We start from the raw sequence: 25,030 nt of genomic DNA, 5'->3' as shown, positions 1-25,030 counted from the left end.
GCCAGGGGTGGTAACCGGTGCGCAAGCCTGCAGCAGCGCGGCGCAGACAGACGCCAGGAGAATTGTTTTTTTCATGGTGGGTTCCTATCAGCCGTGCGGCACTGGTGAAAACCCGGATTCTACGTCCGCGCCATGGACGAAATGGACGGGTTCTGTCCTGGGACGTATCAAAATCTTGCCGCCTGACTGAACGCAGGCTGACACCTGCAAGCATCTCCGCCCGCGCCTTTCCCCTGCGGCGGCGCGGCCAATCCCGGTACGCGGCGCGGACGGATCGCGGCCCGCCGCGCAATTACAGTCTGACACTCACGGGCCACGCCCCGGCGCAACACTCTGCGCAGTAATGCAGATCTTTGCGGGCGCCCACGCGTGACGGGGCGCCCGCCGCGCTTCAATCCACCCGCAGCATCCCGGCATCGTCGCGCACCCGGCCTTGCGCCTGCAGCGCCGACAACGCCAGTCCCAGCCGCGCCTCGGCATCCGCCAGCGTGCGCGCCAGGCCCAGGAGGCGGCAGACCGACTTGATCACATCGGCCCGCGGCGCGTTGCCGGTCGTGGCCAGCACCCGCAGCACGCCGTTGGCCAGTTCTTCCAGGCAGACATCGTCGACGCGGCGGCGCGAGGCCTCGTCCTCGCCGGCGCCGCGAAAGTCCGCCCACGCCGCCGGCCGCGCGCCGGCGGGCCAGAGGAACGTGACCTCGCCTTCGCGCGTGCGGCCGCTGTCGGCCGGCGTCAGCTGGCGCAGGCGCTCGACGATGCGCGCGCCGGTGCGTTCCAGGCCCCAGGCCCGCGCCACCCGCCGATGCAGCACGCTTTCGGGCAGGGGGCCCTCGGTCTCGATCACCTGGCGCAGCCCGGCGGTCAGTCGCGCATTGCTGGCGCGGTCGTAGAACGCCTGCGCGTCGCCCGGCGCCAGGTCGGTCACCTGGTAGGTCGTGATGGCGCCCGCCGCCGTGTTCGGCCGCGGCGGCGCCTGGCCCGGCATCGTGCCGGAGCCGGCCGCGTCCACGCCATCCTCGGTGGTGATGGTGAAAGCCACGTCGTCCGCCTGCGCCGCGTCGTCCTCGCCGGAACCAGACTGTGGGCCAGGCTCCGGTTCGGGCGCGGGCGCTTCCTCCTCGCGCGCCAGTTCCGCGTCCAGGCGGGCCAGCAGCTTGTCCACTTCGCGTTCGGGATTGATCCACCAGTCGGTCGACCAGATCCGGTGCAGGCGCCACCCCAGCCCTTCCAGCACCACCTGCCGCAGGCGATCGCGGTCGCGCGCGGTGGCCCCGGCATGATAGGCGCGGCCATCGCATTCGATGCCCAGCAGGTAGCGCCCCGGCGCGCGCGGATCGACTACGCCCATGTCGATGCGGTAGCCCGAGCAGCCGACCTGCGGATGCACCACCCAGCCGCGCTCGCGCAGCACCTTGATCACCTGCGTCTCGAACGGACTGTCGGGCTCGCGGCCCGTGGGCAGCGACTGCGCCACCAGCGCGCGCGGCCCCTTCAAGGCGAACTCCAGATAGTGCTTCAGGTCGCGCACGCCGGCGGCGCGCACGCGCGACAGGTCGATCTGCTGCGGCGCCAGCGTGCTGTAGATCACCACGCCTTCGCGGGCCCGCGAGATCGCCACGTTCAGGCGGCGGTGGCCGCCTTCGCCGTTGAGCGGGCCGAAGTTCATCGTCATCTTGCCGGCCGCGTCCGGCCCATAGGTGATCGAGAAGAGGATCACGTCGCGCTCGTCGCCCTGCACGTTCTCCAGGTTCTTGATGAAAAGCGGTTCGCGCGCCTGCGCCGCAATGGCCTTGTCGAGCGCGGCATTGGCGCGGCGGCGCGCATCCAGCAGCGTTTCGATGAGCGACTGCTGCGGCTGGTTGAAGGTCACCACGCCCAGGCTCTGGCGGCGCCGCGCCGGGTCCAGGTAATGGCGCTCGATGCCCTGCACGATGGCCTCGGCCTCGGCGCGGTTGGTGCGGCTGCCGCCGCGGTCGTAGACGCCGGCCACGCGCTCGAGCCGCACCGCCACGTCGTCGGTGACCGGCGACGGGAAGGTGATGAGCTGCGAATCGTAGTAGGTCACGTTGCTGAAGGTGATCAGGCTTTCGTGGCGGCTGCGGTAGTGCCATTGCAGGCGCAGGCGGTTCATGTCGGCGCCCAGGCATTCGTCCAGGATGCTCTCCAGGTCTTCCACCTGGCCATCGTCGCCGGCGCCGTCGTCGTCGTTGGCCGACTTGCTGAAGAAGCTGGTGGGCGGCAACTGCTTGGTGTCGCCCACCACCACCAGCTGCTGGCCGCGCGCGATGGCGCCGATCGAATCCCACACCGGAATCTGCGAGGCTTCGTCGAACACCACCACATCGAACTGCGAATGGCCGGCGTCCAGGTATTGCGCCACCGACAGCGGCGACATCAGCAGGCACGGCTTGAGGCGCGGCAGCAGCGACGGCAGGCGCTGCATCAGCTGGCGCACCGGCACGTGGCGGGCCTTCTTCTGCAATTCCCGGCGCAACAGGCCCAGTTCGCTGTCGGGACTGACCAGGACGGCATTGCTGGCCGGCACCTTGCCGGCCAGCAATGCCGCGATATGGGCCGACGTGAGTTGCTGGAAGCGGTCATCGGCCTGGCGGAACTCGCGGATCTTGCGATCGTGGTCCGCGCTGGAGAACGACCGCAGCAGCGGCGAATGGTCGATGACCTTCTTGACCCACCAGTTGCGATAGCTGAACTCGAAATGCGCCTCGACCCGGGCCAGCGGCACGCGACCCTGCTCCAACGTCGCAACCAGGCCCTGCAACTGCATGCCGATGGCCTGCTCGCGCGCCTGGCGCCAGACGCACCACGGCATCAGGCTCTGCTTGTTCAGCCGCCATCCGGCCAGCACGGCCTGGATGCGTTCGAGCGCTCCGCCGTCGTGTTCCTGCCCCTGCAGCGGCATGGTGGGATGCGCCAGGCCCTCCACCACGGCAAGCTGGTCGCGCAGCGCGCGCCAGGCATTGCGGGTGTCGAGCAGGCGCCTGCCAAGCGCGGCGCCCGGCTGCAGGAAGGCGCGATTCTCGCCCACCAGCGGTTGCAGGCGCGCGCGCAGCGCGCCGGCCGCGGCCGGATCGCCGGCCATCAGCGTGACCGCCTCGGCGAAGCGTTCGGCCCATTGTTCGTGGCGCCCGACCTGTTCCCAATCCGTGTCCAGGCCGGCGTAATCGTTCAACAACAGGCGTTCGGCATCGGCCTTCAGGGACGCCAGTTCCCGGTCTTCGGCATTGACCCGCGCCAGCGGCGCCAGCATCGCGTCAATGGCGGCATCGTCCGGACCACGCGCGTCGACACGAAACGCCGCCAGCCGCTTGCGCAGGCGCCGCTTGGCGAAGGCCGACTTGGGCCACCAAGCGGCACGCGCGGCCTGCCATTCGGCCTGCAGCGCGGCGCCGTCCAGGTCCGCCAGGCGCGCCTGCCAGGACGCGCCGACCTCGGCCCAATGCGCATTGCGCGCCAGGCCGTGGCGGGCCAGCGCCTGCACCCGCTGGCGCGCCGCGGGATCATGCGCCTGCGCGGCCAGGCCTGTGGGCACCCGCGGCGCCGCCAGCAATACGTCGATCAATGCATCCAGGCGCGCATAGGCCTCCAGGCCTAGGCCGGCGACCGGCACGCCCAGTTCGGCGCCGGCGACGTCCACGCAGGCCTTGAACGCGTCCGCCGCCCGGTCCAGGGCCTGCGCCGCCGCCAGCAGCTCGTCCTGCCAGCTGGGGCTCCACCCGGTCATGCCGATGTGGGCCAGGGCGTGGCCATGCAGCGCGCCCAGTTCGCCCGACAGCGTCGACATGCGCCGCGCCGCCTCGCGCAACTGCGCCAGCTCGTCCTCGCCATGCGCCTGGGCATCGGGCCAGGACAGCGGCGACGGTTCCTCGCCGCTGTGTTGGATGCAGGTGCCGATGGCGTCGTAGACCGTCAGGCCGTTGCCATGCCGCTGATGCAGGGCTTGGACCAGGCCGTTCAGCTCCTGGCGCAGCGCCGCCAGGCGCTCGGCTTCGCGGTTCCATTCATCGCTGCTGCGCTGGCCGCCCAGTTCCAGCGCCCGACCGAGCTGCTGCAGCACTTCGGACTTGCGCGCCTTGGACGAATGCAATTCCAGGCAGAACGGTCCCAGGCCGATATTGGCCAGGCGGCGATGCACCACCTCCAGCGCCGCCATTTTTTCCGAAACGAACAGCACCGTCTTGCCACGCGCCAGCAGGTGCGCGATCAGGTTGGTGATGGTCTGGCTCTTGCCGGTGCCGGGCGGGCCTTCGAGCACCAGGTCGCGGCCGGCATCGACCGCGCAGATCGCCTTCAACTGCGAGGAATCCGACAGCAGCGGCGTCAGCAGGTCCTGCGGCCGGTAGTTTTCGTCCAGGCGCTCGAAGCGCGGATCCCAGGGTTCCTGCGCGAAAGCCTGGCCGGGGTGCTCGATCAGGTGCCGCACCACGCGGTTGGCCTTGAGCTGGCCGCTGCGGTCCTGCAGGTCCTTCCACATCAGGTATTTGGTGAACGAGAAAATCCCCAGGTGCACCTGCTCCAGCACTTCCCAGCCGACGATCTCGCGCACCGCCAGGCGGAACGCCTGCAACACCCGCGCCACGTCCACGCCCTTGTCGTCGGCCGGCAGCGCATCCAGGCCGGGGATGCGCAACTCGTAGTTGTTGCGCAGCATCTGCAGCAACGTGGGGTTGATGATGGTCTCGTCATCGTGGCGCACCAGCCGGAAACCGCTGCGCACCGACTGGCGCTGCAGCGACACCGGCACCAGGATCAGCGGCGCCAGGTGGCTGCTCTCGGCGGCGGGATGCTCGGTCCAGCGCAGCATGCCCAGGGCCAGGTACAGCGTATTGGCGCCGCCTTCTTCCAGCCCGGTGCGCGCGGCGCCGAAGATGGTCAGCAGGTTGGCGTCCAGCGCCTCCTGCGCCACGCGGGCGATCAGTTCCTTGTTGCCCAGCGCCTCCAGCGCCATGTCATCCAGCGGCGCGCGGCCGCCACGGTCGACGTGCACCTGCGCCACGCGCGGGTCGCTGCCCTCCATCAAGGCAGCGGGCAAGGGACGGATGCGGAACTCGCCGCCATCGGCAATGGCGTCTTCCAGCCGTCCCAGGTCGGGCACCACCAGCGGCAGGGTCGACTTGGTGTTCTTGAAATTCAGCAGCCGGTTGCGCAGCGTCAGGTCCAGCAGGCGCGATTTCCACTTGGCCAGGCGGCCTTCGGGCGTGTCGTCGGCCGGCTCCAGGCTGATGACGAACTCCGGATCCAGCGGCGGCAGCTGGGGCGTGGGTTCGATGGCGGCGGGCGCCTCGGAGGCATCGGCTTCGCCCGGCGCCGTGGCGCCGGCGCGCGACGGCAGCGGCTTGATCTGCAGCTCGCGCGCCCGGTGCACGTCGATGGCGTAGCGGAACGTATCGTCTTCGCGCAGGTGCGCGGCGCCCTGTTCCAGCGCCAGCCGCAGCGACGGCCGGAAACTCGGATGCTGGGCGATGCCGGTGGTCTCGAAGGCCAGGAATTCGCCGCTGTCCACGCGCTTGCGCACGGCCTGCACGTCGTCGGTCAGCGGATCGGCAAAGCAGGCCGGATGCAGCCACACGCCCACCCAGGCGTGGCCTTCCTTCATCAGGATCACGGGGCGCAGCCCGGCCTGCTCCAGGCACGACGAAAACAACATCGCCAGGTCCAGGCAGGTGGCCACGCGGGCCTCCAGGATGCGGTCGGGCGTGCGGATCTTCTGGCCGTCGACGCCGAACGATGCGGGCGGCTCGGCGTAATGCAGCGTTTCGGCCGCCAGCGTGCTGTAGATGGCCGACACCTGCTTCCAGACCACGTCTCGGCTCTTGGACTGGTAGCCGTTCATGGTCAGGTCGCTGTGCTGTTCGCGCAGCAGCCGGGCGGCCTTGCCGATGAGCCCGTCAACGGCCGGGTTGTTGGGCATGGAAAACGCGGCCAGCAATTCCGGCAGCGCGCGGGTGCCGGCCCACTGGTCATAGGCCAGCACCGCCACGGGCTGCGCGGCGCGGCCCACTTCGCGCCCATTGGCCTGCGCCGTCACCTCGATGGCGGCGCGCTGCGCTTCCTGCAGATCGGCCAGGTAGCCATGGTCGGGCGCCAGGTCCAGCGGCGCGATGCGGCGGATTTCGCCGGGCACCAGCACATCGAAGCGCAGCCGCACCGGCTGCGCGAAGGCCGGATTGCAGCAGATCTGGACCTCGACGTTCTCGAAAGTCTCCTGCGAGCGGTTGACCAGGCGCAGCGATCGCAGGACCGGCACCGCATTCTGGATGGAGGCGTAGCCCAGCGTCGGATCGGCCTCGATCTCGATCATCACGCCATCCCGTGTCGCGACGTCCTGTCCGACCGGCTCCAGCGCCGCCATGCCGGCGCCATGCGCGGCGCCCTCCCGCATCGCCGGGGATTCCAGGTCCAGTCGCTTGTCCATCGATTTCTCTCTGCTCGGTTCTTCGCCCATTGGGCAGGGACTATAGACCGAAATCGATGGAATATTCGCGTCCGCCCCAACGTCCACAACAGGAGGGACCCACGCCGCGACGGCGCCGCGCCTCGTATCCCAACCCACCGGCCAAGCGCCTCGGCGCGCTGGCCGGCCCGCCGGAGAATCCCCGACATGAAATCGAATCGATCGACATTGCAACAGACACTGGCCGGCGCCCTGCTGGCGCTGGCCGCCGTGTCCGGCCCCGCCGCCTGGGCCGCGCAGGACCTGAACGTCTATGGCCCGGGCGGCCCCGCCCCGGCCATGAAGGAAGCGGCCGAGGCGTTTGGCAAGCAGCGCGGCATCGAGGTCAAGGTCACCGCCGGCCCCACGCCGGCCTGGGCCGAACAGGCCCGGCAGAATGCCGACGTGCTGTTCAGCGGCGCCGAGAACATGATGAGCGGCTTCGCCGCCGCCCTGCCCGGCGTGTTCGACCTGCGCGATGCGCGCACGCTGTACCTGAGGCCATCCGCGATCCTGGTGCGGCCGGGCAACCCCAAGGGCATCCAGGGCTTCAAGGACCTGCTCAAGCCGGGCATCAAGGTCATGGCCGTCTCCGGCGCGGGCCAGACCGGACTGTGGGAAGACGTGGCCGGCCGCCTCGGCGACATCGAGACGGTGCGCGCCTTCCGCGCCAACCTGGTGCTGCCCGAAGCCGGCAACAGCGCCCAGGCGCGCAGCCAGTGGACCGAGGACAAGAGCATCGACGCGTGGCTGATCTGGAACATCTGGCAGGTGTCCAATCCGACGCTGGCCGACGTGGTGGCGGTGGAAGAGCCCTACCGCATCTACCGCGACGCCGGCGCGGTGGTGACGCGCCACGGCAAGGCCAATCCGCAAGCGCAGGCCTTCGTCGAATTCCTCGCGTCCGCCGAGGGCCGCGCGATCTTCAAGAAGTGGGGCTGGAAAACGGACTGACGCCGACGGCTGCGCGTCAGCGGCATTCGGCGATAATCGGGCAACTCCATGACCGCCCGGTCGCCGCCGGGTCACGCCGATGCGTATCCGCGCCGCCCTGCTGCTCTGCCCGCTGGCCCTTGCCCTGCACGCCCCGATGACGCGCGCCGACACCCGGGTGCAATCCCTGGACCAGGTGCCGGGCGCCATCAAGACCCAGGACGCCCGCAAGATGTACGACAGCCAGATGAGCGGCGCGACCCGACCCGACGGCCTGGGCGTGCAACTGCCGGCGGGCTTCAGCAATGCCTTCCTGTTGCAGCAACTGGCGCCCGGCCAGAATCCCGCGCGCCTGCTGCTGGCGGGCGCCAAGGCCTGGCCGCAGCGCCCCGGATCCTACGTGGCGCTGGTGTGCCTGGCGGCCAGCGCCGAACGGGCCGAGCGCCTCAAGCAGTTCGGCGGCGGCGACTGCGCCAACCTGTCGCGCGACCAGGACAGGAACGAGATATGGGTCGGCGTGTTCGAATCGACGCCCGGCGCCGCGCCGCGCCTGGTGGCGCGCACCGAGGCCCCGGTGACGGAACCGACCGACTGGAGCGACACCGACATCGACCCGCCCATGGACCTGGCCATGCAGGATGCCGGCGCGCCCATGCTGTCCACGCCCGACAGCTGGAAGCGCTTCGATCTGGCCGCCTACAGGATCGCCCCCGACACCACCGCCTTCGGCCTGCGCGCGGGCTGGAGCGAGGGTTATGCGGGCGGCGGCGCCGATTTCGAGGCCCTGTACCTGTTCCGCATCGACGGCGCGACCCTGAAGGTGGTGTTCGCCCGGCCCATGTCGTTCGTCAAGAGCATCGCGGGCGACTGGAACCCCGATGGCACGCGCGAACACGACGAATCCGACGCCAGCAATTCGCTGCTGGTGCTGCCGGGCAAGACCGGCGGCTACTTCGACATCCAGCTGCGCCAGCAGGGCGGCAAGTGGAAGCGCACGTTCAAGTGGTCGGCGGGCAAGCAGGCGTACGAATAGGTCCCGCGCCGCCGTTCAGGCCGCATCCACGTAATTCGGTTTGCCGCCCAGGAATTTCAACAGTTCCTCGGGCTGGCTGACCTGCGCCAGCGGAATGAAATACACCTCGTCCGCCACATCCGGACGCTGCACCGGAATGATCTGCAGATAATCCGGCGTCAGCGCGATCAACGAGATCTTGTCGTCTTCATAGCCGGATTCGAAATGGCTGCCGTTCTGGTCCAGCACGAAGCGGTCCGGGTAGAAACGCGCCGATCCCTTCAGGCTGGCGGCGCCCTTGAAGATGGTCTTGCGGATCATGCGCCTGAGCACCCACTTGGGCGTGGGCTGGCCGTTGCCCAGGCCCTTGATGATGCGCCGCGTCTTGGCGGCGGCGATGAAGCTCAAGGCCATCAGCAGCATCACGCTGGCGAAGACCGCCGTGTGCGCGCCCACCTTGCCGGTGGTCAGCTTCTCGATGCCGACGATGACGATGGAAGCCAGGAAGGCACCATGCCGTATCCAGGTCCAGGTGCGCGTGGCGGCGTTGACCACGTCGGCGGCGCGCTGGCGCTGCGCCAGCAGATGGGCCTCCAGCGTTTCCAGGGGCAGGTCGTAGTCGGCTTGGCTGATCGGTACGGCGTCGGTCACGGCGGGGCCTTTCTCTTTCTATATGCGGGCGGAAAACCCCGGATTATGCCTGCACGCGCAGCGCGTCCCGCTGCCGATGGCCGCATACACGGCGTCCCAGGGTCTGGCCGCCCGCTGTCGCCGGCCAGGGTTCAGCCAAAGAAAAACCCGCAGGTCCCGGAATCGGGACGTGCGGGTTTCGAGAGGGGCGGCCCGGCGCGGCGCGCCAGGCGCGCGCCGGTTCAGCCGACCACGCGGAAGCGCTCGGCGTCGTCCATGAAGGCCTTTTCGCCGAAGCCGTTTTCGTTCGAGCCGAACGGCATCTGCGCGCGCAGCTTCCAGCTGGCGGGCACATTCCATTCACGCGCCACGCCGGCGTCGATGAGCGGGTTGTAGTGCTGCAGGCTGGCGCCCACGCCGGCATTGGCCAGCGCGGTCCAGACCGACAGCTGGGCCATGCCGCCCGCCTGTTCCGACCACACCGGGAAGTTGTCGGCGTACAGCGCGAATTTTTCCTGCAGGCTGCGCACCACGTCCTGGTCTTCAAAGAACAGCACGGTGCCGACGCCGGCGGCGAAGCTCTTGAGCTTGGCTTCGGTCTGGGCGAAGCTCTCGGCCGGAGCGACCTTGCGCACTTCCTCGATGGCCAGGTTCCAGAGCTTGTCGCTTTCGGCGCCGAACAGGATCACGGCGCGCGAGCTTTGCGAGTTGAACGACGAGGGGCTGTGCTTGATCGCGTCCTGGATCAGGGTCGCCAGTTCCTCTTTCGAGGCGGACAGGTTGCGGCCCAGCGAATACTGCGTGCGGCGCTTCTTCAGTGCGTCGAGGTATGCGTTGCTCATGAGGATATTGCCTTTCGACTGGTAGATAGAGGGGTAGGGAGTGAACAAATTCTACTGGCCGGTGCCGCGGGCGACCACCGTTCAAGCGCGGTTTTTGCCGGAACAAACTGTTCCAGTTTTGTAGCGAATGCCGCCCGGTCTCACGCCGGCAGCAATCGCGCATTGCCCACGGGCGTGGCGCGCGCCTGCAAGGCACCGCCCGCCCCCACCCGGAACGCCGCGACGGCCTGCCGCAAGTCGGCCGCCTGCACCCGCAAGGCCTCGGCGCCGGCCGACGCTTCCTCGACCCGGCGCGCGTTCTTCTGGGTATCCTCGTCCAGTTGCGCGATGACCTGCGCGACGTGCTCGATGCGGCCGGTCTGCGCCACCGACGCCTGCACGATGCCATTCATGGTGGCCGTGGTCTGGGTGATCGCTTCCAGGATCAGGTCCATGGTCTGGCCGGCGGCGCCGACGCGGTCCACGCCCTGGCGCACCGTGTCGGCCGACTGCGAGATCAAGGCATTGATTTCCTTGGCCGCCGTGGCCGACCGCTGCGCCAGCGAGCGCACTTCGCTGGCCACCACCGCGAAGCCCTTGCCCTGCTCGCCCGCGCGCGCCGCCTCGACCGCCGCGTTCAACGCCAGGATATTGGTCTGGAAGGCGATGCCCTCGATCACCGAGGTGATGTCGGAGATCTGCGCCGACGCCCTGGACAGGTGTTCCATCGTGTCGATCACGGCATGCATGGTCTGGCTGCCCTGCCGCGCCGCGTCCATCGCCTGGCCGGCCATGTCGCCCGCCTCCTGGGCATCATGGGCATTGCGCTTGACCGCGCCGGTCAGTTCCTCCATGGATTCGGCCGTCTGGCGCAGCGCGCGCGCCTCGTCGCTGGTACGCGCAGACAGGTCGGCATTGCCCTGCGCCAACTGCACGCTGACCACCGATACGGCGTCGGCGTGCTGGCGCACCCCGCCCACCACCGAAGCCAGGTTGCGCTGCATGCCGGCCAGGGTGGCAAGGATGCTGCTGGCGTCGCCCTGCCTGACCTCGATCGGACTGGCCAGGTCACCGGCGCTGACGGTTTGCGCGATACGCTTGAGCGTCGCCGGTTCCGCCCCCAGGGCGCGCGTGATGCGGCGCGCGATCAACCAGGCCAGGCCGGCGCCCAGCAGGATTGCGGCGCCGGTCAGCGCCAGCATCAATTGCTGGAAATCGACGCCCACGCGCCGCGCCATATCGCTCTGGTCCTTCATCAGGCGTTCCTCCAGGTCGATCATGCGGTTGATCGCCGCCAGCCACTGCACGAACAGGGGCCGCGCCTGATCCAGCAGCGGCCGCGCCTGCGCGGCGTCGCCCCGCTCCAGCGCCGTCAACAGGCGCTGCACCACGGGCAGCGTGCGCGTCTCGATCGCCTTGATGCCCGCCAGCGTCTCGCGTTCCAGGGCCGACACGTCGGCGCCCTGCGCGAACAGCGCGTCCATGGGCGCCGCGGCCTCGTCGTATTGGCGCTTGAGGCGGTCGATCTCGGCCACCAGCGTCCGTAGTTCGGCGGGAGCGGCCAGCACGGCGTCCCGCAAGGCGATGGAGCGGTCATGCACGCTGCCCCGGAAGGTGATGGCATAACGCTGCTTGACGCCGTGGACATCGTTGATGGCGGCGAGCGCGCCATTCATCCGGTTGACCTGGGTGATGCCGACCACCGTCAACAGCACCATCAGGCAGAGAACGACGGTGAAGCCGAGCATGACGGAACCGCCCGTGCTGCGCACCCCGCGCGAAGGGGAATGGGAATCCTGCATGAAACCTCCTGCGGCAGCCCGCCGGATGAGCCGGGCGGTGCCTATCGATTTAATTTAATAAAACTATCAAATATAGTCTTTTAATTATATATAACTATCGTTACGAATACAGCCTTTTCGCCCCGTTCCGCGCATGGGTTTCGCGCTGCATCGACGTGCCCAGGACATGCCGAGAGCCCGGATCCGGTCGCGGTCCCGGCCGCGATGCGCGATCGGTAAACTAGGCGGCATCTTCCTCATCCGCTTACGTCGTTCCCCTGATCGCCACATGACGATGGCCAGAGCGCCGAGCCTGGTCGCCAACGCTGGAGCCCCATCGATGCTGAAAGACCGCCGATTCCAGATCTGGCTGGCCGTGTTCGCGCTGGTCGCCATGCCGCTCGTGGCCCTGCTGTGGCCGCGCAGCCCGCAATACCCGTCCATCGGCGGCGGCGGCTACGACCTGTCCGGGTTCGTCTACACGCTCGCCCTGCTCGGCTTCAGCGGCGTGTGGTCCTTGATCGCACTACTGGTGGCTTTCGGCCGTAACGAGGCCACGGCGGCCAGGCGGGCCTACGCACTGGCCGGCATCGGCGCCGCCACATTCGTGACGGCGGCCATCGCCTTCGGCCACCACCTGCACTAAGGAACGCATTACTTCAGGCCCGGGCGCGGATCCGAGCCGCAAGAAAAAGGCCGGCACGCGAGGTGCCGGCCAGTCACGATCGCTTTGCCATGGCGGCGGCGGACGCCGGGTCCGCGACCATCGGCAGCATCGTCGTCAGGTGCCGACGGCGGTACCGTCCTGCTTCCAGATCACCACCGTGGCCGGGCGCGGCCGGCTGGCAGTGGCGTCGTCGGGCCACTTGGAGGCCATCAGGGGATTGTTCTGCGCATCCGTCACGCTCGGGCCTTCGCCCGGGTGCTGGATGTTGATGAACAGGTACTTCTGGTCGGGCGTCCAGGTCAGTCCGGTCACTTCGCAACCGATCGGGCCGGTCATGAAGCGGCGGATTTCCTTGGTGGCCGGATTGGCGACCAGCATCTGGTTGTTGCCCTGCCCGGCGTAGGCGCCGGTGTTGGAGTAGTTGCCGTCAGTCTCGATCCACAGCAGGCCGCGCTTGTCGAAGGCCAGGCCGTCGGGGCTGTTGAAAGTGTTGTCCGTGGTGACGTTGGCCGAGCCGCTGCGCAGGTCGGTGCGCGGGTACAGCGTCGGGTTGCCCGCCAGCACGAAGATGTCCCATTCGAACGTCAGCGACGCCGGATCGCCGTTCTTCTCGCGCCAACGCACGATCTGGCCATACTGGTTGGCGGTACGGGGGTTGGCGTCGTCGGCGCCCGGATGCTGCGGGCCGTTCGGATAGCGGGTGCCGCCGCTGCCGCGCGAGCTGTTGTTGGTCAGCGTGACGTAGGCTTCGCGGGTGGTCGGATGGGTGGTGATCCATTCGGGCCGGTCCATTGGCGTGGCGCCCACCGCATCGGCGGCCTGGCGCGTCTTGACCAGCAGTTCGCCCATGTCCTGGTTGAACAGGGCGCCGAGCGTGCCGCCGGCCAGCGCCGGGGTATCGAGCTTGAGCGCAATCCACTCGCCCACGCCCATCGCGTCGCCCTGCGCGGCGCCGTCCAGGAAGCGCGCGACGTACAGCGTGCCCTTGTCCAGCAGCAGGCGGTTCAGGGCCGGGCGAGCCGGGTCGTACTTGCCGTCGGACACGAACTTGTAGATGTACTCGCTGACCTGGTCGTCGCCCATGTAGACCACCACGCGCTTGTCGTCGGCCAGCGTCATCGCGGCGTTCTCGTGCTTGAAGCGGCCCAGCGCGGTCAGCTTCTTGGGCGTGGAGTTCGGGTCGAACGGGTCGATCTCGACCACCCAGCCGCAACGGTTGTATTCATTGGGCTCCTGCGCCCAGTTGAAGCGGTTGTCGTAGTGGTCCCAGCGGTACGAGCTGCTGGAGGTCTTGCCCGAACCCTTGTAGCGTTCCATGTGGGCCTGGTACTCGGCATCGGGATAGTTCACCGTGGCCGGGTCGGCCGTGCCGACGCCGAAGTAGTCGGTGAAGTTCTCTTCGCACGTCAGGTAGGTGTTCCACAACGTGTAGCCGTTGCCACAGTTGCCGAAGGTGCCGAAGCAGCGCGTGCCCGTCGGATCGGCGTTGGTGCGCACCAGGCGGTTGCCCGCCGCCGGCCCCACCAGTTGCATCGCGACGTTGGCGTTGACGCTGCGGTTGAAGGGCGAATCCAGCACCGGTTCCCACTTGCCGTTGGCCAGGCGCATATGACGCACCGAAACGCCATGGGCGTGCTGCGACTTGCGCACCCAGTCCAGGTTCCATTGCGCGTTGCCCGGCTGCACACCCACCGGATAGAAGTAGTCCGGCGTGGTGTATTCGTGGTTGGTGACCATCAGGCCTTCCACGCTGCTGCCGTTGACGCTGTCGGTGCCATCGATCGGGAAGAAATGCATGCCGTCGTGGTTGTACCCGAGCTGGCGGGCCTGGTCGTCGCCGCCGTTGCTGGCGTCGGCCTTGAAGGCCGGCGCGCCGGCAAAGAGCGGATCGCCCCAACGGTTGATCACGGCGAACTGGTAGCCCTCGGGGACCACCACGGTATCGGCGGTGCTGATCGGCACGGCCTTGAAATTGAGTTCCACGGGCTTGGCCGGCGTCTCGCCGCCCGGGTTGGTGCCCGGGTCGGTGCCCGGATTGCCGCCCGACGAATCGTCATCGTCGTCATCGCCGCCACAGGCCGTCAGGCCCGCGCCCATGAAGCCGACCGCGCCGGCGCCCAGCCCGGCCTTGAGAAAGCCCCGACGCGACACCGCGCGGCGCACCACTTCGTTGAAATGCACTGCCTGGGAGGGGTTGGACGGGATGTCGTCCTGGTCCGAAGAACTCATCAGTTTTCCTGTCATTGTCGGTGTTCTTGGCTGGCGCACCCGCGGGCCAGCCTCACGGCATGATCGTTCCCGAACATGACGTAGCGATAACAGCAAAATGAAAGGTTGGAGAAATCGCCACTGCCATCCAATGGATCCGGCCCAGGGGGCGGCCCATGCGAATCGGTCGTCCCGATGCTCGCCAAGAGCTTCATTGGCGAAAAGCCAAGATATCGCGTTCAACGCCAGGATAAGGAGCCTGATGCATTGGCGCTCCGTCAGCTGATCGTCGATGGCTGGCCCCGCGGCCAACGATTAACGACTGAGGCAACAAAAAACCCGCATCCTCCAGGAGAGATGCGGGTTTTTACATGCGCCCAGGGACAAGCTGGGACAAATTCTTGGTGCCGACGGCGAGACTCGAACTCGCACAGCTTTCGCCACTACCCCCTCAAGATAGCGTGTCTACCAATTTCACCACGTCGGCTGACTTCATCCAGAAAAGCCGTGGCTTCCTGGAAAGTCGAACATTCTATCACGTAATTGACGATTCGCGTGCATCCGCTCGGCTTGTCGCCCCAGGCCCCGCCGCCCCGGGGCGAGCCTCGCCCGGGCAACAAGCCCTTACAAGCGCGACAGGCCATGGCATCAATCTGTCATGTCTTCGGGCAATACTGGCATCCCCATGCGCACACCCGGGATGTTCCCGGGGAATTTCCTCCGGATATTCATATAAAAGGGAATTCGTTGGCGCGCATGCCTGGCCGGCTTACGATGCCAGCCATACACAACAGGGCCTCAGGCCCGTAGAAAAGGTTCCACCATGCAACGTCTGATATCCCCCATCCTGGCCCGTCGCCCCACGCTGCTCGCCGGCCCGCGCAGCTCGCGCCGTTACGACGCCGTCGTGTCCCTGCGGGCCTACCGCGAAGCGCGCCAGTTGCGCGAATCCGCCGAACGCATCCTCGCGGTATCGGCGCGCCACATGCTGCCGGGCGCCTGAACACGCCTTTCCCGCAAAGGGCGCCATTGCGGCGCCGCCATGAAAAAAGGCCGGCTATCGCCGGCCTTTCTCATGCTGTCCAGGCTTACTTGGCCGGCGTTTCGGCCGGCTTGTCGCCCGCGGCGGCCGGAGCCGACGGCACCGAAGCGTCCGGCTTGGAAGCCGGGGCCGGGGCAGGAGCCGAACCGGCGCCAGGCACCGACGAAGCGGCGCCGGGGACGGACGAAGCGCCCGGCACCGACGAGGCGCCCGCGCCCGGCTGGGCCGGCGCGGCGCCCGGCACCTGCGGCACCGAACGGTCGGCCGGGAAGTTCTGCATCACGCCGGAATCGACGGCCGGGCCGCTCGTGCCCTTGTGGCTGACGTAGGCCAGGCCGGCGGTGGACGCGAAGAAGACCACCGCGGCCCACTTGGTGGCGCGCGACAGGAAGTTGGCCGCGCCGGTGGCGCCGAACAGGCTGCCCGACGAGCCGCTGCCGAACGCGGACCCCATGTCGGCGCCTTTGCCCTGCTGCAGCAGGACCAGCACGATGATAGCCAGCGCCGAGATCACTTGGACGGCCAGCAGAAGTTTGAGCATCAAGGGCATTACAGACTCCGGAACGGAAACTTAGATGGCGGCGATTCGCAAAAATTCTTCGGCCACGAGCGACGCGCCGCCGACCAGGGCTCCGTCGATATCAGTCATGGCGAACAAACTGGCGGCATTGGCAGCCTTGACGCTGCCGCCGTACAAAACCTGCACCTGGGCCGCGCCCAGCGCGACCAGGGCGGCGCGGATGGCGCCGTGGACTTCCTGGGCCTGCTCGGGGCTGGCGGTGCGGCCGGTGCCGATGGCCCACACGGGTTCGTAGGCCAGCACCATGCGCGAGACGGCCTCGGCGCCCAGCGCCAGCACCGGCTTGAGCTGGCGTTCGATCACGGCCAGCGTGTTGCCGGCTTCGCGATCGGCCAGCGACTCGCCCACGCACACCACCGGGGTCAGGCCGGCAGCCAGCGCGGCGCGAGCCTTGTCGGCGACCATCTGGTCGGTTTCACCGTGCAGCACGCGGCGCTCGGAGTGGCCGGCCAGCGCATAGCGGCAGCCGAATTCCTTGAGCATGGCGCCCGCGACTTCGCCCGTGTAGGCGCCCTTGTCGTGGGCGCTGACGTCCTGCGCGCCCCAGGACACGGCGCTGCCGGTCAGGGCCGAGGCGGCCTGCGCCAGGTACGGAAACGGCACGCAGACGCCGATCTCGCAATGGCTGGCGGCATCCGCGGCGCGCAGTTCGGTCAGCAACGCGGCATTCTCGGCCAGGTTGCCGTGCATCTTCCAGTTGCCCAGCACGAGGCGGGCGCGGTGTTCGACTGAAGTCATGGCGCAAATGTCAGAGTGGGTGAACCCGGGGGAAAAAGCACCCGCCCACGGGCTGGCCTGGAAATAATTCCAGGCGAAACCTGTGATTGTATCCTGTTGCGCGGCGCCGCGCCGAACGCCGCGCGTTTCTTACACGGTCAGGATGATTTTGCCGATGTTCTCGCCGCTTTCCATCATGGCGTGGGCCTGGGCGGCCTGGGCCAGCGGGAAGGTGGCGTGCACGATCGGCTTGATGGCGCCCTGCTCCAGCAGCGGCCAGGCGCGCTCGCGCAGCGCCCGGGCGATGGCGCCCTTGAAGTCCACCGGGCGCGGACGCAGGGTCGAGCCGGTGATGGTCAGGCGGCGGCGCATGACCTGGCTGGTATCGACATTGGCCTGCGCGCCGCCCAGCTGGGCGATGATGACGATGCGGCCGTCGTCGGCCAGGCATTGCATGTCGCGGGCGATGTAGTCGCCGGCCACCATGTCCAGGATCACGTCGACGCCGCGGCCACCGGTGGCGTCCTTCACTTCCTTGACGAAGTCCTGCGTCTTGTAATTGATGCCGCGCGCGGCGCCCAGGGCCTCGACCGCGCGAGCGCGGTCATCGCTGCCGACGGTGGCGTAGACCGGGTTGCCCATGGCGCGGGCCAGCTGGATGGCCGTGGTGCCGATGCCGCTGGCGCCGCCGTGCACCAGTAGGATCTCGCCGTCGGCCAGGCGGCCGCGGTCGAACACGTTGCTCCAGACGGTGAAATAGGTTTCCGGCAGGCCGGCCGCTTCGATATCGGACAGGCCCTTGGGAATCGGCAGGCACTGGGCCGCGGGCGCGACGCAGTATTCGGCATAGCCGCCGCCAGCGACCAGGGCGCACACCTTGTCGCCCAGCGCGAAGCCGCTGCCGGCCAGGTCGCCGCCGACGATTTCACCGGCCACTTCCAGGCCCGGCAGGTCGGACGCTCCGGGCGGCGGCGCGTAGTTGCCCTTGCGCTGGAACACGTCCGGACGGTTGACGCCCGCGGCGCTGACCTTGATCAGCACTTCGCCCTTGCCGGCTTCGGGCGTGGGACGTTCGGCGGGAACCAGGACCTCGGGGCCGCCCGGGCGTGAGATTTCTACACAGTGCATCGCGTGCCTCCTTCGCGGCAAATGGATTATTATTGCGCCCTTTACGGCAAGTCGCGTTTTCGTCAGGTAGAGTGTTTGCCTGGCGGCCGGATTGCCGCCCCCGCAGTACAGTGCGGCACCAGGAAGCGTGGCAGAGTGGTCGATTGCACCGGTCTTGAAAACCGGCAACGGGCAACCGTTCGTGAGTTCGAATCTCACCGCTTCCGCCAGGAATCCGCCCTCTCCCCCCTTTTTCGCGCCATCATGCGCCCAGGCCTATCGGCCGGCAGGATCGCGCTCGCCTCCGCTTGTGCGGGTCGCGGAGGCCGGTCAGCGGCGGGCCGCGTCGCGCCTTGTGGCACGGCGCCCGTCATTTGTTGATCACGGCGCCATCACCGCGATGCTCGCGGCCACGCGCCGCGGCGGGTGCCGCATCGGACGTTGGCGCGGCGGCGTCCGGCCGCTGGCGCTGGATCTGCTCCAGTTGCGCCGCCGCCTCGTCGCCCTTCAATTCGGCCACCCGGCCGCGCACGATCGCATCCATGTACTGGCGCGTGAACGTTTCGCCCACGCGCCAGGCATCGCCGTCGCGCACGAAATCGAAATCGCCTTCGAGCACCTGCCAGTCGGCGCGGCCGATGGCCGACAGCAGCCGGTCGCGATATTCGGCCTGCAAGCGGCACGACCATTTGCCGCCTCCCAGCTCCTTGCAGTCACCCAGCGGCTGGACGTTGCGCACCGTACGCGTATCGGTTTCCGGCGGCAGGCCCACGCGCTGGCGTTGGCGCTCGTACGCCGCCTTGCGCGCTTCGCCCCGGGTGGTCTGGTCGATTGCCGCCACGCCCTGCTCGAACGCGGCTGCCAGCCGGACGGCGCCGGCCGGCTGGCCCACGTCGCGCGGCTTGCCGCTGGCATCGAGCTGGCCGTAACGGGCCCGCACCACGCGCGGGTCCGCGCCGGCGATCATCATTTCGCCCTTGGCATTGGGCCCGATGGTGTAGGCCAGGCTGGAGGTGGCCTCGCCCACCTTCAACGTGGCGGTGCAACCGCGCGAACGTTCCGGCTTGATGTAGCCGACCTCCTTCACGTCCGCAAATGTCGCCAGGTACAGGTCCGCGGGCGCCGCGCCCCCGGCCAGGGGGTTCCTGGATATCTGCTGGATGCGCGAGGTGAACATGCTGGCGCGCAGGGTCTTCTGCACATCGGCGTCATCGCATTGCGGCGGCGATGCCGGCGCAAACAGGTACCAGCCCGCCGCGGCCACCGCGATCACGCCGCCGCCCAGCCATGCCCAGCGCGGGCCGGGAAAAGCGCGCTTGAGCGCGACCTGGCGCACCTGCCGTTCGTATTCTTCAAGCTTGCGCTGCATCAGCGCGTCCATCTCGGCCAGCGCCTGGCGACGGGTGGCGTTGCCGGCGAAGGCGGCTTCGGTCACGGACAGCTCGCCGATGGCCGCCAGGTCCTCGTCGGAAACGATGTGCTCGTCCACCAGCCAGAACAACGCCTCGCCAAGCGACGTCCACGGTTCGGCGCCCCTCTCGGCCAGGCGCTGGCGCGCGGCGGCGTGGTGGTCCGGGCGAATGACGCCGTCGGCAAGCAGGCGGTCGAGAAGCGGGGTCGATGCAGGGACCATGGATGTGCGGCGGGCTGCCAAGACGAGGATGGCACATGATACCGTCGCCGCATTCGCGCGCCCGGCCGGCGCGGCCTCATACCGCGCCGGCCTAAGGCGGCGCAGGTCTCAAAGATGCACTGCCGGACCGGAGCCGCGTCCGGGCGCGTGGATGCGCACCCGCAATGCGATCAGCAGCGCCGCCAGCAGCATCAGGATGCCGGCCGCCACGAACACGCCGACAATGCCGTTGGCGCTGAACATCGCGCCACCGGCCGCCGCGCCCGCCGCGATCGACGACTGCACCGACGCCACCACCATGCCGCCCGCGCTTTCGGCTTGGTCGGGCACCGCGCTGGCCACCCAGTTCGACCACGCCACCGGCACCCCGCCGAACGCCATTCCCCATAGCGCCACCAGCAGCGCCTGTCCCGTCACGGACGCCGGCAGCAAGGCCAGCGCCAGGGCCGCCGCCCCCACCAGCGCGGGCATCAGCACCAGCGTGGCGCGGGCGCTGTGCCCCAGCAACCAGCCCGCCAGCAGGGTGCCGGCGAAATTCGCCACGCCAAAACCCAACAGCATCAAGGCCAGTCCGTCGGCGCCGACGCCTGTCGTGGTTTCAAGGAACGGCCGGATGTAGGTGAACAACGCGAAGTGGCCGGTGTGCACCAGCACGCATCCCAGCATGCCGACGGCGATGCCGGGACGCAGCAATACCTCCAGCACCGTGCGCAGCCGCGCGGTCCGGCCCGGCGCCAGCCGCGGCAGCGTGAGCCACTGGAACGCCAGCGTCGCCACGCCGACCGCGGCGGCGGCGACGAAGGCGCTGCGCCAGCCATACCTGCCGCCCAGATAGCTGCCGAGCGGCACCGCCACCACGGTCCCCACGGCAATGCCACTGAAGATGATCGACAACGCGCGCGGCAGCAAGGCGGGCGGCACCAGGCGCATGGCCACCGCCGCCGCCATGCTCCAGAAACCGCCCAGCGCAACGCCGAGCAAAATACGCATCGCCAGCAGCACCGCCAGGCTGGAAGACAGCGCCACCAGCAGATTGGAGGCCACCATCAGGGTGCTGAAGGCCAGCAGCACCACGCGCCGGTCGAGCGCGCGCGTCAGGCCCGGCACCAGCAGTCCGGCAAACAACGCCACCACCGCCGTCACCGTCACCGCCTGCCCGGCCAGCGCCTCGGAGACACCCAGGTCGAGCGCCATCGGCGTCAGCAGGCTGGCCGGCAGGTACTCAGCGGTCAGCAAGCCGAACACCCCCATCGCCAGTGAAAACACCGCCGTCCAGGCGGGCGGCGCATCCGCCGCGCGCGACATGCGGCCATCGCAGACCGCTTCACAGACACCATGACTCATCGCAGAACATCCTCAGGAAAACATCACAGCGGCCAGTCTAGGGATGGCATCCAGGATGATCTATGATGAAGAATCTTTGATTTTTGATCCAAACACCTGAATGAATGCCACGGATGCCTTTGCGCTTTCGTCCGACCTGATCAGTGAACTGCTGACCGGCATGCGCCTGCGCGGCGTGCAATACCGCCGCATCCAGGTCGGCGCGCCGGTCGGCCTGGGTTTCCGCGCCCGCCCCGGCCACGCCTACTTCCACTACCTGGCGGTTGGCAACGCGGTGCTGCGCAGCGCCGACGGCGCGCTGCATCCGCTGTCCGCGGGCAACGCCGTGCTCATTCCCCAGGGCGACGCCCATCACTTGCTATCCGACCCGCGCGCCCCGGTGCGCGATATCGACGAGGTGGCCGCGGCGCCGCTGGGCGAGCAGGTCAGCGGCGTCGACACCTGCCCCAGCACGCACGACACGCCCAGCGCCGTGCTCTTCTATGGCTGCATGGCGTTCGACCTGGGCGGCATGCGGGGCCTCGGCCCCTTGATGCCTGGCCTGATGCGGGTGGACGCCGCCAGCGAACGCTACCCAGGCGCGCTGGCGCTGCTGGACGCCATGAAGCGCGAAATCTGCGCCGGACGCATCGGCTTTGCCGGCATCCTGGCGCGCCTGGCGGAAGTGGTGGCCGCCATGATCGTGCGCGGCTGGATCGAAAGCGGTTGCGATGATGCCGCCGGCCTGGTGGCCGCCCTGCGCGACCCGCGGCTGGCGCGCGCCATCCTGGCCCTGCATCGCCAGCCCGGCCACGATTGGACCGTGGAAGAACTGGCGGCGCAATGCAATGTCTCGCGATCGGTCTTCGCGCAACGCTTCCAGGCCACCATCGGCACGCCGCCGCTACGCTACGCCACCGAATTGCGCATGCGCCTGGCCAGCCAATGGCTATCCCACGAGCGCTTGCCGATCGACACCGTGGCCGAGCGCCTCGGCTATACCTCCCAAGCCGCCTTCAGCCGCGCCTATAAACGCGTCACCGGTCAATCACCGGGCGCCAGGCGCCGCGGCCCAACCGTAGCCCTGCAGCAGGCCCAGCAGGGATAGGCGTGCCACCGCCACGGCCTCATCGCGCAAGGCATCGGCGCGCCAGCCCATCTCGATGGCGTAGCCCGGCATGGCGACCGGGCACGGCAGCAGCCGCAGCCCCGAGACCGCCGCCAGGCCGCGCGCCGCGTGGGTCGGCAGGGTCGCCAGCGCGTCGCCGCCACGCAGCAGGAACGCCAGCGCCGCAAAGTGCGTGGTCGCGGCCAGCACCCGTCGCGTCAATCCCTGCGCGTGCAGCACCTCGTCAACCACGCCGATGAATCCGCCCGACGACACCAGCACGTGCGCACGCCCGGTGAAATCCTCCACGGACAACGCATCCTGGCCCGGCGCCAGGCTGGCCGGATCAACCAGGCAGGCATAGTCGCCCTGCCCCACGGTCACGCGCTGCAATGCGGGCGCGGTCAGTCCACCGGACGCGATCACCAGGTCGACGTCGCGCGCCATCAGCATGTCGGCGGCCAGGCGGCTGTGGGTCTGGCGAAAGATCAGACGTAGTCCCGGCGCAGCCTCGGCCAGCGCCGCGATGGCCTCGCGCCCCAGCGCGATTTCGAAGTCGTCCGACAGCCCCAGCGTGACCGAACGCCCGGCAAAACCGGCCGGCCCAGGCCGGGCCAGCGACAGGCTTTGCCGGCACTTGTCCAGCGCCTCGCCGATGATCGGCCGCAGCTCGCGGGCCCGCAGGCTGGGCGAAAGGCCGCGCCCGGTGCGCACGAACAGCGGATCCGCATACAGCGTGCGCAGCCGCGCCAGCGACGCGCTGACGGCCGACTGCGTCACCCCCAGCCGCAGCGCCGCGCGGCCCGCGCCGCCTTCGTCGTAGATCGCCTCGAACACCTTGAGCAGGTTCAGGTCGGTCGACTCGATATCGATCTGGCTCATATCATTTATCGTCAAATGGGATTGATCGATTTTAGGCTGGCGCCGACACTGGCAACTCCCAACACCCCGTCAGCCCCAGCCAAGGAACCCGCATGACCACCCAGACCGTTGCCGCGCTGCAGATCGGCGCCTCGCCCGAGGGCAAGGAAGCCACCCTGGAACGGATCCTGGCCTTCGAGGCCGAGATCACCGCCTCGGGCGCCGCGCTCGTGGTCATGCCCGAAGCCCTGCTCGGCGGCTATCCCAAGGGCGAGATATTCGGCACGCGCCTCGGCTACCGCTTGCCCGAAGGCCGCCAGGCCTATGCCCGCTATTACCAGAACGCCATCGACGTGCCCGGCCCCGAGACCGACGCGCTGGCCGCGCTGTCGCAACGCACCGGCGCCAGCCTGGTGATCGGCGTCATCGAACGCGCCGGCAGCACGCTGTACTGCACCGCGCTGTACTTCGATCCGGCCGCCGGCCTGGCCGCCAGGCACCGCAAGCTCATGCCCACCGGCACCGAACGCCTGATCTGGGGCCAGGGCGACGGCTCCACCCTGCCCGTGGTGGAAACCGCCGTGGGCCGCGTCGGCGGCGCCATCTGCTGGGAAAACCACATGCCGCTGCTGCGCACCGCCATGTACGCCAAGGGCGTGCAGATCTGGTGCGCGCCCACCGTCGACGAACGCGACATCTGGCAATGCTCGATGCGTCACATCGCCCACGAGGGCCGCTGCTTCGTCATCAGCGCGTGCCAGGTGCAGCCGTCGCCCGCCGAACTGGGCCTGGACGTGCCGGGCTGGGATCCGCAACGCCCGCTCATCAATGGCGGCTCGCTCATCGTCGGCCCGCTCGGCGAGGTCCTGGCCGGCCCGCTGCACGGCCAGACCGGCCTGCTGACCGCAACCATCGACATCGAGGACCTGGTGCGCGCGCGCTACGACTTCGACGTGGTCGGCCATTACGCGCGTCCCGACGTTTTCACCCTGGACGTGGATGAACGCGTGCGCCAGAGCGTGCGTTTCACCGCCTGACTTCACCCGGCCGGCGTCCGCCAGGGCGGGAAGCCCGCGGCTCCAGTGGTATAGTCACGGCCGCTGGATACCCATGCCGCGCCCGCGCGGCTCACCCGGTATCCCGTTGCCGCCCCGCCCGCGGGGTCGGCGATGCCCGAGTGGTGAAATTGGTAGACACAAGGGACTTGAATTCATTTGAGCCCTCCGGAGGAAACTCCAGAGGTGTAGCCCGTCAAACTCGGCGAATGCCCTGGACCCGGTCCGAGCCAACGCCGAGCCAAGCCCGCTTCGAAAGAACCGGGAAGGTGTAGAGAGCAGACGGCGGGCACCTAAGGCCGCAAGGCTATGGTGAAGGCGTGCTCCAGACCACGAACGGCGCTTGACGCGCCGGCGGCGAAAGTCGAAGTGGTACGAAAATCCCTCGGCCGCAAGGCCGTACCGGTTCGATTCCGGTCTCGGGCACCACCCCTATGCCAGGCGCCGCCGCGCCTGCCTTGCCTGCGCGCCCGGACCGCCCGATCTTGACCGCCACACCCGCCGCCCCGCCCTTCATCGTCCTGGACGCCTGTGTCCTCATGTCCGGCATCCTGCGCCGCCTGCTGCTGCGCCTGGCCGACGCCGGCGTGTTCCAGCCGGTCTGGACCGAGCGCATCGGCGAGGAATGGCGCCGCAACGCCTGCCGCATCTGGGACATTCCGCCCGAGGTGATGGCCGAGTTCTGGGCCGAGATGAACGCCCGCTTCCCGCAGGCCATCGAGCACGACACCCAGGTCTACGAGGCGGCGCTGCGCTACAGCGACCCCAAGGATTTCCACGTCATCGCCGCCGGCCTGGCGCGCCGCGCCCGCTGCGGCCTGCCGCAAACGCCGGTGGTGCAGGTGCTGACCTGGAACCTGAAGGATTTCAACCGCTCGGAACTGCGCCGCCAGGGCCTGGACGTGTACAACCCCGACCGCATGCTGGCGCAATGGTGGCAGGACGGCGCCGGGCGCATGCGCGACGCCATCGCGCAGATCCCGGCCGACTACGTGGCGCTGGGGCGCGAGCCCGAGCCGCTGGCCGCGACCTTGCACCGCGAGCGGCTGTACCGGCTGAAGAACCAGGTGGGCCGGGATCCGGAGCTGGGCCGCCCCTGAC

Annotated in this window: 18 protein-coding genes and 2 tRNA genes; 8 read left to right on the top strand and 12 right to left on the bottom strand. The window is 68.8% G+C overall.

Annotated elements, in window-relative coordinates:
- Window positions 1–391 precede the first annotated feature (391 nt).
- Entirely contained in the window at window positions 392–6,433 is a 6,042-nt protein-coding gene (locus ACVN9Z_RS13125; protein WP_458213450.1) for a DUF3320 domain-containing protein, read from the bottom strand.
- Between the two features lie 186 nt (window positions 6,434–6,619).
- Between ACVN9Z_RS13125 and ACVN9Z_RS13120 the strand changes: the two genes are divergently transcribed.
- Window positions 6,620–7,405 carry an extracellular solute-binding protein gene (locus ACVN9Z_RS13120; RefSeq protein ID WP_020924802.1) on the top strand — a complete coding sequence of 262 codons (786 nt, stop codon included), beginning with the start codon at window positions 6,620–6,622 and terminating at the stop codon, window positions 7,403–7,405.
- A gap of 79 nt (window positions 7,406–7,484) precedes the next feature.
- Window positions 7,485–8,417 carry a hypothetical protein gene (locus tag ACVN9Z_RS13115; RefSeq protein WP_054440263.1) on the top strand — a complete coding sequence of 311 codons (933 nt, stop codon included), beginning with the start codon at window positions 7,485–7,487 and terminating at the stop codon, window positions 8,415–8,417.
- 15 nt (window positions 8,418–8,432) lie between these two features.
- Here ACVN9Z_RS13115 and ACVN9Z_RS13110 read toward each other — a convergent pair whose 3' ends face one another.
- From ACVN9Z_RS13110 to ACVN9Z_RS13100, 3 genes are all read right to left on the bottom strand, one after another.
- Window positions 8,433–9,047 carry a hypothetical protein gene (locus ACVN9Z_RS13110; protein WP_006389143.1) on the bottom strand — a complete coding sequence of 205 codons (615 nt, stop codon included), beginning with the start codon at window positions 9,045–9,047 and terminating at the stop codon, window positions 8,433–8,435.
- A gap of 221 nt (window positions 9,048–9,268) precedes the next feature.
- Entirely contained in the window at window positions 9,269–9,868 is a 600-nt protein-coding gene (locus ACVN9Z_RS13105) for a nitroreductase family protein (protein ID WP_006389142.1), read from the bottom strand.
- A 140-nt stretch (window positions 9,869–10,008) separates the two neighbouring features.
- Window positions 10,009–11,649, bottom strand: a complete 1,641-nt coding sequence (locus ACVN9Z_RS13100; RefSeq protein ID WP_458213449.1) for a methyl-accepting chemotaxis protein — start codon at window positions 11,647–11,649, stop codon at window positions 10,009–10,011.
- Window positions 11,650–11,968: 319 nt separating this feature from the next.
- Here ACVN9Z_RS13100 and ACVN9Z_RS13095 point away from each other — a divergent pair, with 319 nt between their 5' ends.
- Window positions 11,969–12,274, top strand: a complete 306-nt coding sequence (locus tag ACVN9Z_RS13095) for a hypothetical protein (protein ID WP_006389140.1) — start codon at window positions 11,969–11,971, stop codon at window positions 12,272–12,274.
- A gap of 135 nt (window positions 12,275–12,409) precedes the next feature.
- Here ACVN9Z_RS13095 and ACVN9Z_RS13090 read toward each other — a convergent pair whose 3' ends face one another.
- Window positions 12,410–14,524 carry a PhoX family protein gene (locus ACVN9Z_RS13090; RefSeq protein WP_346507362.1) on the bottom strand — a complete coding sequence of 705 codons (2,115 nt, stop codon included), beginning with the start codon at window positions 14,522–14,524 and terminating at the stop codon, window positions 12,410–12,412.
- A gap of 381 nt (window positions 14,525–14,905) precedes the next feature.
- Window positions 14,906–14,990: transfer RNA gene (locus tag ACVN9Z_RS13085), tRNA-Leu, on the bottom strand.
- Between the two features lie 336 nt (window positions 14,991–15,326).
- Here ACVN9Z_RS13085 and ACVN9Z_RS13080 point away from each other — a divergent pair.
- Window positions 15,327–15,506: a hypothetical protein gene (locus ACVN9Z_RS13080; RefSeq protein ID WP_006389135.1), complete on the top strand. Its 180-nt coding sequence runs from the start codon at window positions 15,327–15,329 to the stop codon at window positions 15,504–15,506.
- Between the two features lie 85 nt (window positions 15,507–15,591).
- Here ACVN9Z_RS13080 and secG read toward each other — a convergent pair whose 3' ends face one another.
- From secG to ACVN9Z_RS13065, 3 genes are all read right to left on the bottom strand, one after another.
- On the bottom strand, window positions 15,592–16,095 hold the full coding sequence (gene secG / locus ACVN9Z_RS13075; protein WP_024068027.1) for a preprotein translocase subunit SecG: 504 nt from the start codon (window positions 16,093–16,095) through the stop codon (window positions 15,592–15,594).
- 21 nt (window positions 16,096–16,116) lie between these two features.
- Window positions 16,117–16,863 (bottom strand): triose-phosphate isomerase, encoded by a 747-nt coding sequence (tpiA, locus tag ACVN9Z_RS13070; RefSeq protein ID WP_006389133.1) that lies wholly within the window; start codon window positions 16,861–16,863, stop codon window positions 16,117–16,119.
- Window positions 16,864–16,992: 129 nt separating this feature from the next.
- Window positions 16,993–17,970: an NAD(P)H-quinone oxidoreductase gene (locus ACVN9Z_RS13065; protein ID WP_006389132.1), complete on the bottom strand. Its 978-nt coding sequence runs from the start codon at window positions 17,968–17,970 to the stop codon at window positions 16,993–16,995.
- Window positions 17,971–18,091: 121 nt separating this feature from the next.
- Between ACVN9Z_RS13065 and ACVN9Z_RS13060 the strand changes: the two genes are divergently transcribed.
- Window positions 18,092–18,179, top strand: a tRNA-Ser gene (locus ACVN9Z_RS13060).
- Between the two features lie 140 nt (window positions 18,180–18,319).
- On the opposite strand, the gene ACVN9Z_RS13055 is transcribed toward ACVN9Z_RS13060, so the two are convergent.
- Together ACVN9Z_RS13055 and ACVN9Z_RS13050 are read right to left on the bottom strand one after the other, a co-directional pair.
- Entirely contained in the window at window positions 18,320–19,582 is a 1,263-nt protein-coding gene (locus tag ACVN9Z_RS13055) for a hypothetical protein (RefSeq protein WP_458213448.1), read from the bottom strand.
- A gap of 108 nt (window positions 19,583–19,690) precedes the next feature.
- Entirely contained in the window at window positions 19,691–20,926 is a 1,236-nt protein-coding gene (locus tag ACVN9Z_RS13050; protein ID WP_458213447.1) for an MFS transporter, read from the bottom strand.
- A gap of 100 nt (window positions 20,927–21,026) precedes the next feature.
- Here ACVN9Z_RS13050 and ACVN9Z_RS13045 point away from each other — a divergent pair, with 100 nt between their 5' ends.
- The gene (locus ACVN9Z_RS13045; protein ID WP_458213446.1) at window positions 21,027–22,013 is read left to right on the top strand and encodes an AraC family transcriptional regulator; all 987 of its coding nucleotides are present in this window, start codon (window positions 21,027–21,029) and stop codon (window positions 22,011–22,013) included.
- Here ACVN9Z_RS13045 and ACVN9Z_RS13040 read toward each other — a convergent pair.
- Window positions 21,954–22,895: a LysR substrate-binding domain-containing protein gene (locus tag ACVN9Z_RS13040; protein ID WP_020924810.1), complete on the bottom strand. Its 942-nt coding sequence runs from the start codon at window positions 22,893–22,895 to the stop codon at window positions 21,954–21,956. The two genes, ACVN9Z_RS13045 and ACVN9Z_RS13040, sit on opposite strands and share 60 nt — an antisense overlap.
- A gap of 92 nt (window positions 22,896–22,987) precedes the next feature.
- On the opposite strand from ACVN9Z_RS13040, the gene ACVN9Z_RS13035 reads away from it, so the two are divergent.
- The gene (locus tag ACVN9Z_RS13035) at window positions 22,988–23,911 is read left to right on the top strand and encodes a carbon-nitrogen hydrolase family protein (protein WP_458213445.1); all 924 of its coding nucleotides are present in this window, start codon (window positions 22,988–22,990) and stop codon (window positions 23,909–23,911) included.
- A 557-nt stretch (window positions 23,912–24,468) separates the two neighbouring features.
- On the top strand, window positions 24,469–25,029 hold the full coding sequence (locus ACVN9Z_RS13030; protein WP_230846741.1) for a PIN domain-containing protein: 561 nt from the start codon (window positions 24,469–24,471) through the stop codon (window positions 25,027–25,029).
- The last annotated feature ends 1 nt before the right edge of the window (window position 25,030 follow it).

This window comes from Achromobacter sp. KK8, assembly GCF_054188005.1.
Note: the sequence above shows the minus strand (reverse complement) of the source record. Positions and strands in the feature narration are given on the sequence as shown.